The sequence below is a fragment of the Bradyrhizobium sp. MI1.3 genome (assembly GCF_055811695.1).
Genome location: NZ_JBVVPQ010000078.1, coordinates 18,462 through 29,827, shown reverse-complemented (window position 1 = coordinate 29,827; position 11,366 = coordinate 18,462). Strand labels below are relative to the sequence as shown.

Sequence of the window (11,366 nt, the reverse complement as noted above, 5' to 3'; positions counted from 1 at the left end):
GCATGCCAGTCGATCGAGGGCTTCAGCTGCAGCGTCAGGCAATGGCTAGCAGCACCCTGTTCATGCAGGAGAATGTGCGACTTCAGCACATGAGCGACACCGTGCCATTCGATGTCGGATCGCTGCTGCCCGCACCGGCGGCTGCGACTGCGATCGTGCCTGTGAACGTGCGCGTACTCGGCAGTGACGGCCGTCCCGTCGTGAATGCGATGGTCAGCGCGTATGGTGCTGGCTTCGTTCAGGCGGCCACGGATGGAGCGGGGCTGGCGACGCTAAACTTCTTTGGTGGTACCGTCGACGACCTTGCGGCACTCTATGTAAAGCCCTTTGCTGATTACTGGGAGCGGTGGATCCCATCGCCGTCATTGCGCAGCGATCGCGAGAACCTGGTTACACTACAGCCGCTGGAAAACTGGCCCGGGGCCAACCTGCGACGCGGTCAGCCCTTTGTCGGATGGGGTGAGCGTTTGATGGGGCTGCAGGGCAGCGACGCCAGTCTGACCGGGAAGGGGGCTAAGGTTGCGATTATCGATTCCGGTTGCGACACAAATCATCCCGCTCTGTCGCACATCAAAATTGGACTTGATCTAACTAACCTTGATCCGAACAACAACCCCGACCCGAACACCTGGCGCAATGATGTCATCTCCCACGGCTCGCATTGTGCCGGGGTGATCGCAGGCAATGGTAACAACGGTATTCGCGGCTTCGCACCCGAAGCTGAGGTGCATGTACTCAAGCTGTTCCCTGGCGGCGCGTTCGACAGTTTGATCGAGGCGCTGGTCTATTGCGTGAACCACGAGATCGACGTCGTAAATTGCTCGCTGGGCAGCGATCAGGTCAATGAGGGCGTGGCTCAGCAGATGAGTGAGGCACGCAGAGCTGGCATTGTCGTCGTCGTCGCTGCCGGCAACAGTGCTGGGCCGGTGCAATTCCCGGCGCGACTGGACACCGCACTCTGTGTCTCTGCCCTCGGTCAAGCGGGGACTTTCCCGCCTGACACCTATCACGCCCAAACGGCACCCTCGCAGATGCAGCCTGGGATGACGACCGGCGCGAATGGACTGTTTGCACCGAAGTTCACCTGCCGTGGACGGGAAGTGCGACTCTGCGGTCCAGGTGTGGCCGTCATCAGCTCTGTGCCGGGGGGCGGCATGGCTGCATGGGACGGTACCTCTATGGGAGCACCGCACATCACAGGTTTGGCGACGTTAGTAGCGGCGCACCATCCGATGGTGACCGGTATGGCCCGCAACGCGAACCGCGCGGAGCAAATCCAGAACTTCGTGATTAGTCTGGCGCAGCCGGTTGGCATGGACAGGCAGTTTGTCGGGGACGGCCTTCCGTTGTTTGTTGGGCATTCCGAGCCAGCGCCGAGCCCAGGAATAGCGCCGCAAGCGAGCGACCTGCAGAGCATTGTCAGTCATGCGTTTGACGATGTCCTGACCCATTAAAGTCTGGAAGCAAGCGCGGTGGCTTCAGGGGAGATCGCCGTGGCGCTTTTGATTTCGTATTGGCAGCGCGAGTACGGGCTATCGTAGGGCTATTTTGCAGCCGATCAGCTCCCTTCACCGGGCCCAACTCATGCCTGGCGCTGGAGCAATGTTTGCGCTTCCGCAGGCGGAATAGCCAATCCTCCCGATCCGATTGAAAAAAAGGAATGATTCCGCACAGGAACTTAGAAGTGCCAAGAAATGCATGTTTTTCCTTGTCCACCTGTTCCAGTGAGGGGGGTGTGGACAGCTATCGTTCAGATTTCATGGGTTGCCGCCGGAGAACCAGCACTACATTGATCTGGCGATCGAGGATCTTCGAGGCAATGATCGAAATGTGCAGCGCGAAATCGCCTTCCATTTGAGCTGCGGTATCCTCGTCTCGTGCATAGACATACAGCGGAGCTTGAAAGCACGGGCAATCGAGAGAGTTGGACAGCTTGCGGCGGCCTATCCGAGAAACAGGACGCGGTTATCGCGATCGCCAGGCGGGCGCGCGGATGAACCGTACCGTCACGAAGCGCTGGCAGGCCGAGGGGCGGACTGGCGCTGCGATGAGATATGTTTGCTGCTGCTGAAAGGACGTGGCTAGGAGGGTATATATCCTTTGATAGCTTCAACTGCCCGTTGTTCGCTCCTATGCTTCACGCGATACCGGTGACTCTCCCACCTTGGAGGCAATCATGTCGAAACGTATCGTATTGGCGGACACGCACAGTCCAGAGGACGAATTCGTACGATACTATTCAGCTGGCTCAGAGTGATGAAGAAACACGCCGAAAGGAAAGAGAAGAACAACGACAGCGATGTGAGCGGACTAAAGCCGACACGCTAGCTCGCTGTCTGGGCCGCGTAAGTTCGGCTTTTAGCACCTGCGAAAGCAGCTGTTCGTCAAAGCCCGACCAGTTCGGCTGTCGCGATCAGTGCCGTTCGACCGAAAGTATCGACCGGAATGGCTGCCATACCGGAATAAGCAGTATGACATGCTAACCGGAATTTGCGATAGTCGCATGCCTACACTGGGCGGGTGCTCAAGGGGAAGGATTAGCTCTTTGCGAAGCCGTCGTTGAATCTAAGCGCCGGCGCGAGCATAATCTCGTTGGAAGTGGACTGTGAAGTGGTTCAACCCAACGAAGGATTACGGGTTCATTCAACCTGACAACGGCGGCAAGGACGTCTTCGTCCATATTTCGGCGTCGAGAAGGCCGGTTGCACGTCCTTGGCAGAGGGGGCCAAGGTCAGCTTCGACGTCGTGAACAATAGCGGAAAAGACTCGGCTGAAATCTACGGATCGGGTGAGCCCTCCAAACGCGCCGTGAAGATAGGCGCCACACGAAAAGGCCGCAGCGGCGGACCACTGCGGCCAGCCGGGTAAAATGAAGACGTGAAATATTGATTCCAGCCCCGGCAGGACAAGCCTAGAGCGACAGTGCGGGGGCGCAATGTCGTCGATGTCACACTTATGGAAAACTTAAACGTCAGTCTTGCTGACTGAGGGAGGGCTCGCCGGGGCTGGCGGTAGCGAGCCCTCAACCTCTAGCACGAGGTCGCGAGATTCAGCGGCGCATCGTAAGACGAATAATCTGCACCCGAGCGCGTCAGATTGATGTCAAACCAGTATCGAAATTCGGCAGGCCGGTTCTGTGTGAGCCAGCGAGCTTTCAATCACCGCTGATGGCCCAGACCAATTCCCAAGTAGAGCGCCTTCTGACGTAGCGCGCCCTCGGTTCGCTTGGTCATCTTGGCTATTTTCACCACAGGGGTTCGTGTCTTTGAGTTCGCCTTGAGTTCCTTGACGTCGGACCTGGTCCACTCGCGACGAACTACTTGTTTCTTCGTAGGCAAGCGGCGCTCCTTCAATGTTGAGGGCGCGGTCTAACAACATAGTGCGCAGTTCGCAAGCAGCGCACTTATCCCACCACGCGCGACGATATTTAAGGGCGCCTTCAACCCTGCAGGAGTGACGGGCATGTTCAGGGTTGTAGCTACGGGGTTGTGAACTCCAACTCATCGCGAAGTCGGAGTGGCAATCCATCCTCTTTCCTTAGAAATAACCAATCCAGGGTAAGGTCTGGAATCTTTTGCACCAGCAAAATGCCGACGCTCTTCGACAAAGGCATGCCCCGTTCGAAATTGTTCCAGCGCTGCACTTCAATTCCGATGCGCTTACAAAACGCCGTCTGCGTCCCGGCAACGGCTTTCCGCACGAGCTTGAGCCTATCGGCGACGTTTTCGTGACTCAATGGATTTTCGGGCATTGATTGCTAACCTTGGACGCCGCGGCGAGGGGATCTGAAACGTCTCAGGTTGGGTGCCGATTTGCTTCAAGAGATGGCCCACTGCAGCGCCAGTCTCAGGTACGAGAAAAAGTAGCGATCAACGAATAGGCCGAGGGGCGGCCATGCGATGATGCCGATGCCGAGTAGGATTATGATGCCTGAACCGATCAGCATCTCTTTGATTTCGCGGTGCATCGCGTCAGTTTAGGCAATTCTCCGCTATCCCGTCCATTCCCTCAGGGTCAGCGCAAGTCAACACCCTTCAAGGATACGTCGCTTCGACGGTTGCGATCGTCCGGCTGGCGCGCGCGCAACACGACGCCGCACTGCCGAGGAAGGTTGTTGCCGCGGTGAATGATGCAAAGCCGCGGCGACTGTTGTGCCGGGGAGGGAGACCGCCGGCTAACCGATCCATTGCGCGAAGGCGCGTCCACTGGATCGGCTTACTCGGCCTCGCTGCTTGCGGAAACGTTGTAACCGACCGTAGACGGCCTGGCGACTGCGACCCAACCGCTCGCCCAGCTCGGTTGCAGTCATGCCCTCGTCGAGTAGCGCAAGTAGTTGCGCTTCTTCGTCGGGCGACCACGGACGGATCTCTTGTCGATTGTTGGACATCGATTTCATGCCAGCAGAAGCGCTGCGGACCATGATCGTATAGCCAGGTGGTAAATGATGAGTTCCAGGTTTGGAGCGTGAACATCGCGAGGTTGCGCTTGCACCCAGCTTGCTCGGCCAGGGCCGAACTGGCGACGCGCCTATAGGGGCGGTCCAGGGTGCCCGCGTAACGATCTGTAAGTATTGGGCATGCAAAATCGCGCCTTTCTGCGCGTGATCAGTCCGACCAAGGAGATCGCCGTGACATCAGATAATGATGACGAGCTGGCTGTTTTGACGCGAGAGATCGCTGACAAGGTGACCTATGTTCAGAGCCAAACAATCCTGATCGAGGTCCTTAAGCGAGACGGACACGACGTATCCGACTATGAGGGAGAGCTCGCCAAAGAGCGGTCGCGCTTGGCAACACGGATCGCGAGGCAGTTTAGACTGCTTGAAATAGCTTCGACCAATGAAGGACCCGAGGCAGCCGCGTCAACTCAAGGATAAGTAATCATGTCGGATCGCCGGAAGATCGATCGTTCGGATGTCGACTTGGTCGCCTACATTTTTGGAGATGGCGGCAGCCAACGTTGCCGCGTTTTCAACATCTCGGAGGACGGCGCTGGCATCGAGCTACCGACGAAGCTGCACATGCGTGCCACATTCAAGATGATGTTGGAAAGAGACCGTATCATCCGAGATTGTCGTCTCGTTTGGTCCAGTGATACTCGCATCGGCGTCGTGTTCAAAGCCGATTGAGTCGGCTCTGGTAGGTTGTCGGTGCCAGCCAAGTGCCCCGCGGGACAAGGTCGGGGAGTGTTATCAGGCTGTCTAGCGGCATGCATCGAGCGTTGTTGCTGCGGGTCAATGACGACACACGCGGCGGGTGCTGTGAGGAGGGCGCCCGGTGATCCGCTTCCCAGGACCCTGTCGTTTTTGACAGGTGCGGACCTCCCGAGATGAGCGCATATCGGCGCGAAAGGGCGAGCTCCGCTATGCGACGTTACTACTTCCCGATTTTCCACAAAGGCGAGACACAGGCGGATGACTTGGGTGAGATGTTTAGCTCTGCTGAGCTAGCCGACCAGTACGGCGCCCGCGTCGCTCGGGACATCGCCAGCGATCCAGATTGCGACCGTTATGCGGGCACGGTCGTGATCGTGGTTGACGCCTCCGGTGCTGAGATCGCGCGGCATAGAGTTGGAGGGCGGCGGAGCGATGGAGGCGAGCCAAGCTCAGGCCGCGAGGAGGGCCCGGCGGCGTGAGGGACCGCAGGCCGCGAGTTACCAAGACGAGGGGATTTTGGTCCTAGTTGCCCGGTTGATCAGGTGGAGGCGCCGGCGGTGCGTGTGTTGGGTCTCGCTGAAGGTGAGCCACAGAACGGGATCCCCTTCAATCTTAGGGTATTCAAGGTTCGAGGCGATCTCCTTCAGCCTGGAAAATTGCTCACTTAACCGCGCGGCATCCTCTTAGCCTCATCGATACTGGGCGGATTGCTCTGGACCGCTGACCACGTGAAGGCGGAGCTTGAGGAGTCCCTAGGTCATGCCAACGAGCTGGTTGATGACGAGCGCGCGGAGGTAGCCGCCAGACGGTCGGCGGTGGTGCTGCAGGCGGCCGAATAGTCCGCCTGCCAACCGTTGGCAATTTGGCCCGCGCCCCAATCGGGTGCGGGCCTTCCGCAGGCGAGCCAGAACATAAAGGAGAGCGCTGCCGGGCTCGAAATGCCAGTCCCCCCGGCGGCGCTCTTGTCTCAAACTGGGCACTGAAATCCCAGTCCGTCTTCAACATTGCAATGATTATGCCACAGGCTGATGACAGCGCCTTCCTCGCCCGTTGGTTCACGTTGGCGGGCCTCCAAGCTTTAGAAAAATGGCTCGCGGGCCAAGCTAGTAGGGAATAAGCTGCACCCGCTACGTGCATTGCGGCGTGGCGATTTCAGAAAAGCTGTTTTGGAGCAGCCAATGTCAATCTTAAGAGCTATCCTTGATCGTAATCGTTGCATTCGGGGGCGCCATGATCGCCGCCGGCTTCATGACATCGCCAGCATCGGCTAACAAAATGGATGGCAAGGCTGGGGGCTATGGCTCTCGTGGCTCAGCGAATTATGGTCCCCCGAAGAGCGGCACAGCGAAGCCGCCGACGTCGACAAAGAAGCAAGCGCAGTGATCTGATCAAAGGCCCGCCGGTTACGCCGGCAGGCTTTGTCCTCCTTCGCCAAATCTTCTCGTGGGCAGGGTGGGCGCCTTGTTCAAGGCCCTGCCACCACGTCCTCATGTGGCTGTTCTTCCCAGACCAACTCGCCGCATTCGCATTCGAAGATCCAGAGGAAGCCGGGTGGCTTTGGGTTCCAAATGCGCTCTATAACCCGTGTCGGTCGGTCGCACTTGGGACATCGGACGGAATCTTGTCTTGATGTCATAGGCACGTCTCGCCACTACGTGGGCAGACTCTGGACGCAGCTTTATGTTCCCAAGGAAGAGCCGCCGAGTAAGGCGAGGCCGCGCGGCTTAGAGACGACCCCGGCTGGATTGCCTGGGGGTCAAAGGCCGGGGCCGCTCCGCCGGCTCGAAGAAGAGAGCTAGCGAGACAGCAAGCCGGGCAGTGATGCTAGGTTCCTACGGCTGTCAGATCCTGCCCGAGTGTCAGCAGCCGCACGTAGGTACCGCTTCTTTCATTCATTCTAGCAGCGCGTAAAGAGTCCGCCGACTGAAACGGGATTTTTGGCTACATTTCGTGATTGAACTACTTAACTTTCTAATCGACTAACACTTCATTATTTCCAAAATCATAGGAGGCGCGATGTCCTCTCCAGAAGAAGACGATCGACGCGAATTTTTAAGATCCTGCGGCAGGTTCGCCGCCGTAACACCTCCGACCATTACAGCGTTGCTTTCGACCTCACTTACTAGCAGCGCAATTGCTAGCTCCGGCGGCCGGCGCCGTGTATGCCTAATTACTACCGCTGGGCGTGGAAGGTCGCCCGATGGGCGGCCTTAGACTATCGCCCATGCTTGCGACCAAAAAACAATGCGACTCATCGTCGGGTGCGTTTGAGCGCGCGGCAAAATGCCCGCCGAATGTCGAGCAAACGTAAATTGCGGTCGCCGGGCACTAAGATCGCCCGCAACTATGTCGAAGATGTCGGCTGAGTGTGAAGTACTTTACATCCCTGCGTTCTTGACCCGGGCTAGTGTGGCAAAGGCTTCTCACTTTGAAGGAGGCATCCAATGCTCGCGGCAATCAAATGGAACTCAAGATATAGCGCTCGCGAATGGGTGATGATGGCTGGGGTACTCGTCGTCCAACTCCGAGCACTGAATGCAAATCGACAGAAGGGTGAAAGCAAGCCAAAGCGGCCACCCTGGAAAAACTTCGACGAGACTCATCATTGGGACTCGACCGCGGAGGAGTGGGTCCCCAACAAGATCGGTGATAGTGCAACGCATTATGCGTCCCGCAGGCCGACTTCCGAGAATCCCTCTCACTAACGGCCCCGTCGAGCGGTGCGGTCGTTAGCAAGTAGCTGGATTGGGATGCGCGTGCCGCCGGCGGTTTGATAGCGGCCAAGCAATTGCTTGGGTCCGTGTGCCGTCCGCTTTGATAAACGATCTGGATGGCCGATCCTGGCACCTTTACGCCGTCATGGGTTCATATCCGTTGGCGGCCAAAGGGGGGAAACGTGCTGGGTGCCGTCGGGATCGAAGCGATTCACCCGGAGCGGTGTTCCATTGATTTAGATCAACGCGACGCCGGCGTGATCGCCACGACGGTGGTTGCCTCGACGTGCTCCTCGAGCAATTGGTTTCGGACGCTGTCGAGCGCCGGCGTGCACGGCTGCTCGCAGCCGAGCTTTGCCGATTTATCGTCGTCGCTGGCCTGCTCGCAGACGCCGGCGCTGACCGGGGACGTCACAGCATCGGCCGGCAGCTGTGCCACGACCATCGCGGCCAACGCCGTCACCAATGCCAAAGTGGCAACGATGGCGGCCTATACCCTCAAGTGCAACACCGGCGGCTCGACCGCGACGCCGAGCGATATCGACGTCAGCGCATTGACGCTGAAAGCGTCTCCGGGCGCGTCCGACCTCGTCCTGATCCAGGACGTTTCGGCCAGCAATGCGTTCAAGAAAACCACGGTCGGCGCGCTTGGCGGCGGCGGCAGCGGCGTCACTTCGCTCAATACCGAGACCGGCGCGCTGGTGCAGTGGCCGACGCCGCAGGGCCGTATCACGCTGACCAGCAATACGCCGGTATTGGCAGCGTCAGTCACGGCTGCCACCACGAGCTATTACACGGCGTCTGCGGCCGGCAAGAATGTTCCGATATATAACGGCTCGGCTGTTGTCGTCCGTCAGCTTTGCGTCGCTGGTACAGTGGGTGCGTGCGAACTCTCGGTTGCGCTTGGCTCCAACTGGGCCGCAAGTTCGAATTATGATTGGTTCGTCGGCCTAGACTCCGGAACACTGCGCCTGTGCTCGGGGCCGGATTGGTCCGCAGGCGCGGTCGCTGGGTCGAATACAGTCGGTGCAAGCGTGCGTGGGACTGGTGCGGGCTCGACCGACATCGAAAAAATCGATGGACTGCCCACGAACAAGAATTCAATGGCGTGCCGCTACAACAACACGACGACATTCACCTGCGCCGCGCATCAATGCACTCATGTGGGGACGACCAGGACCGGCTCGGCGGGTCAGGTCAGCTTCACCTATGGGGCGAGCGGCACGGCAGGAACCTTCAATCTGTGGAATGCCTTCAACCAGGAATATCTCTGCTCGACAAGCAACGATCCTGCGTCCGGAGGCATCTACTCCTATAGCTCATCCACGGTCCGGCAGGCTGACGCGAGCGCCGTGAACCAGTTCAACTTCGTGACCGGGGCGGCTGGATCGTCGCTCGATGCCATCTACTACGTCACGCCGCGTTCCTCGACGCTGGGCGCGCAGTACAATTTCGGGCTTGCGCTCAATAGCACGAACACCATCGATGCCGGTTCCAACCAGCTCTTCCCCGGTACGGCTAACTTCAACATGTCGGTCACGGTCTCTGACGTGTTCAAAGGGGTGCTCGGCGCCAACTTCATTTCGGCAAATGAGCAGGGTGACGGCAGCAACGCGATCACGATCATCACAATTGGCAACACTCATCTTCAAAGGCTCAAAGTATGCGGCTTCTGGTGATCTGTCTTGCGGCGCTCGCGCTTCTCCTCTCGCCGGGCTCCTCTTTCGGTCAGTCCAGAGGGGGCGGGTCAAATGACCCGCTAGTCTTGGGTGAGAACTGGCGCAACGACCCGACCCCCCTCAACAACAGCGGAAATTATTCGGTGTCCGGCCATACCCGCCGGACCGATGCGGGCGGTATCCCGTGCAACGCGACCATCAACGGCGCACAGAAGACTCTGGTTCTGATCACGCTGGGCGCCAGCAACGGTGCATCTGTCGGTCCTTCGTCGTTCACGCCAACTAATGCGTCGGCAATCGACAACTTCAACATCTACGATGGCGCGCTCTACCAAAATCTTGATCCTCTGCTAGGCCAGACCCAGAGCAGCTTAGGACCCGGCTCCATCGGACCGCGTTTGGCTGACGCTCTGATCACCAACGGCGCTTTCAACCGGGTGATCCTGGTTCCTGGCGCTGTCGGCGGCGCAACCTCCACGCTGTACGCCCCCGGAGGGGTGCTCTATAGCCGCGGCTGCGTCGCGATGAAACGGCTGGCAGGCCGCGGCACTACTCCTGCGACGACCGGCGTAACATTCGCCGTCATCTTTTTTCTAGGCGAGAACGATACCGGCACCAGCGCGGCGAACTATCAGGCCTTCATGCAGCAGCAAGTCGCGGCCATGCAGGCCTGTGGTTTCTCGGGCCGCGTGTTCATCCCGACCGAGACCATTCTTAGCAACGCGGCCAATGCGACGATTCAGGGCGCGCAGGCAAATCTGGTAGCGCTTGGAAATCCTTGGTTCGGCGGAGGCAATCTCGACAGTCTGACAGGAGGTACGAACCGGCAGGCCGATGGAACGCACTTCACGGCTGCGGGGCAGGCGAGTGCTGCGACGTTGATCTACAACGCAATGCACGCGACTGGCGCGCCGTTCTAGTCGGGTGAAGCGGATGAGGCACAGTCAAGCGTGGCCTGTACTGCGCCGATGACGGCGCGCTGCCAGGCTTCATATCCTTTGGCTGTCAGATGAACACCATCCACCCGCGTGCCGGGCTCGCGCATCTTTAGGCCACGCAGGCTGACAAAGGGCAGACCAGCATCAGCGGCGATCTTCGCCAGCTTGGCATCGATCTCTTCGCTGCGTGGAATGTCGAAATAGGGTGCAAGCGCACCGTCGGCGTCGATCGGCGGAACGCCGGCGATGATCAAGTGGGCGCTCGCTTGCCCGGCGATGGCGAGCAGTCGCCGGTATTGCCGCACGAATTCGTCGGTCGAGCCGGTCGTTCGGTTCGCGTCGTTGATGCCTAGGGCGATGACGAGTGCCGCGATCTTACGCTCGGCCAGGAGGCCAGGTGCGAGATCAGCGTAATTGCCTGCTGTCAGGCCGCCGATCCCGGCATTGATGAGCGGGTGGCCGCAAAGTCTGGTCGGCAGCAGCGCGGCTTCGGTGATGCTGTCCCCGATGACAACGATCGGCGCGCTGGATTGGGCGAGCTGGCTGGTTATCGCGAATTTGCGGATGTCGAGGCGGCGGTGTTCGCCATCCGTGGGGGACAGAAGCCGCGCCAGGTCAGTCAGGACCTTCAGCTGTCGGCTTTGCGTCGCGTCGTGTTCGGCAATGACATCGAGCCGCCGGTTCAATTCGTAAAAGCCATAGGAGGACCCGCCGGCAACACCAGCGCACGCAATGAGAGCTCCTAATGCAGCCCACAACCTCCAGCCCATTCTGGGCAAATAGCGCGAGATTTGCGCGGATGCAACCCACAATTGGGGGCGCCAGCCCAGTGATTTCAATGGGCGGTCCTTAACGAAGAGGAGAGATTTCGAGGCAGTTT

General features: G+C 59.0%; 9 protein-coding genes and 1 pseudogene. 7 read left to right on the top strand and 3 right to left on the bottom strand.

The window, feature by feature from the left end; all coding sequences use genetic code 11:
- On the top strand, positions 1 to 1,454 hold a 1,454-nt coding region (locus AC0L3A_RS34245), incomplete at its 5' end, for a S8 family peptidase (RefSeq protein ID WP_473256026.1).
- A gap of 1,151 nt (positions 1,455 to 2,605) precedes the next feature.
- A pseudogene (locus AC0L3A_RS34240) lies at positions 2,606 to 2,772 on the top strand (cold-shock protein); the annotation flags it as partial.
- Positions 2,773 to 3,478: 706 nt separating this feature from the next.
- Here the strand turns inward: AC0L3A_RS34240 and AC0L3A_RS34235 are convergent.
- Entirely contained in the window at positions 3,479 to 3,751 is a 273-nt protein-coding gene (locus tag AC0L3A_RS34235; protein ID WP_354128190.1) for a helix-turn-helix transcriptional regulator, read from the bottom strand.
- Between the two features lie 423 nt (positions 3,752 to 4,174).
- Positions 4,175 to 4,420, bottom strand: a complete 246-nt coding sequence (locus AC0L3A_RS34230) for a helix-turn-helix domain-containing protein (protein WP_354128191.1) — start codon at positions 4,418 to 4,420, stop codon at positions 4,175 to 4,177.
- 156 nt (positions 4,421 to 4,576) lie between these two features.
- Between AC0L3A_RS34230 and AC0L3A_RS34225 the strand changes: the two genes are divergently transcribed.
- The 5 genes from AC0L3A_RS34225 to AC0L3A_RS34205 all read left to right on the top strand — a co-directional run bounded on the left by AC0L3A_RS34225 (position 4,577) and on the right by AC0L3A_RS34205 (position 10,468).
- Positions 4,577 to 4,876, top strand: coding sequence for a hypothetical protein (locus AC0L3A_RS34225; protein ID WP_354128192.1), 300 nt, complete (start codon positions 4,577 to 4,579; stop codon positions 4,874 to 4,876).
- 6 nt (positions 4,877 to 4,882) lie between these two features.
- Positions 4,883 to 5,128, top strand: a complete 246-nt coding sequence (locus AC0L3A_RS34220; RefSeq protein WP_354128193.1) for a PilZ domain-containing protein — start codon at positions 4,883 to 4,885, stop codon at positions 5,126 to 5,128.
- Between the two features lie 200 nt (positions 5,129 to 5,328).
- A complete protein-coding gene (locus tag AC0L3A_RS34215) occupies positions 5,329 to 5,634 on the top strand; it encodes a DUF6894 family protein (RefSeq protein WP_473256025.1) in 306 nt (101 codons plus the stop codon).
- A 2,417-nt stretch (positions 5,635 to 8,051) separates the two neighbouring features.
- Positions 8,052 to 9,548 carry a hypothetical protein gene (locus AC0L3A_RS34210; RefSeq protein WP_473256024.1) on the top strand — a complete coding sequence of 499 codons (1,497 nt, stop codon included), beginning with the start codon at positions 8,052 to 8,054 and terminating at the stop codon, positions 9,546 to 9,548.
- Complete coding sequence (locus AC0L3A_RS34205) at positions 9,533 to 10,468, top strand: hypothetical protein (RefSeq protein WP_354128195.1); 936 nt, start codon at positions 9,533 to 9,535, stop codon at positions 10,466 to 10,468. Before AC0L3A_RS34210 ends, AC0L3A_RS34205 begins: the two co-directional genes overlap by 16 nt.
- Here AC0L3A_RS34205 and AC0L3A_RS34200 read toward each other — a convergent pair.
- Positions 10,465 to 11,325, bottom strand: a complete 861-nt coding sequence (locus AC0L3A_RS34200; RefSeq protein ID WP_354128196.1) for an SGNH/GDSL hydrolase family protein — start codon at positions 11,323 to 11,325, stop codon at positions 10,465 to 10,467. The genes AC0L3A_RS34205 and AC0L3A_RS34200 overlap by 4 nt on opposite strands.
- Positions 11,326 to 11,366: the final 41 nt, after the last annotated feature.

Bases quoted from the DNA above. Each gene is read 5' to 3' on its own strand.
- AC0L3A_RS34235 (WP_354128190.1), bottom strand. From the start codon at position 3,751: ATGCCCGAAAATCCATTGAGTCACGAAAACGTCGCCGATAGGCTCAAG.
- AC0L3A_RS34230 (WP_354128191.1), bottom strand. From the start codon at position 4,420: ATGGTCCGCAGCGCTTCTGCTGGCATGAAATCGATGTCCAACAATCGA.
- AC0L3A_RS34225 (WP_354128192.1), top strand. From the start codon at position 4,577: ATGCAAAATCGCGCCTTTCTGCGCGTGATCAGTCCGACCAAGGAGATC.
- AC0L3A_RS34220 (WP_354128193.1), top strand. From the start codon at position 4,883: ATGTCGGATCGCCGGAAGATCGATCGTTCGGATGTCGACTTGGTCGCC.
- AC0L3A_RS34215 (WP_473256025.1), top strand. From the start codon at position 5,329: ATGAGCGCATATCGGCGCGAAAGGGCGAGCTCCGCTATGCGACGTTAC.
- AC0L3A_RS34205 (WP_354128195.1), top strand. From the start codon at position 9,533: ATGCGGCTTCTGGTGATCTGTCTTGCGGCGCTCGCGCTTCTCCTCTCG.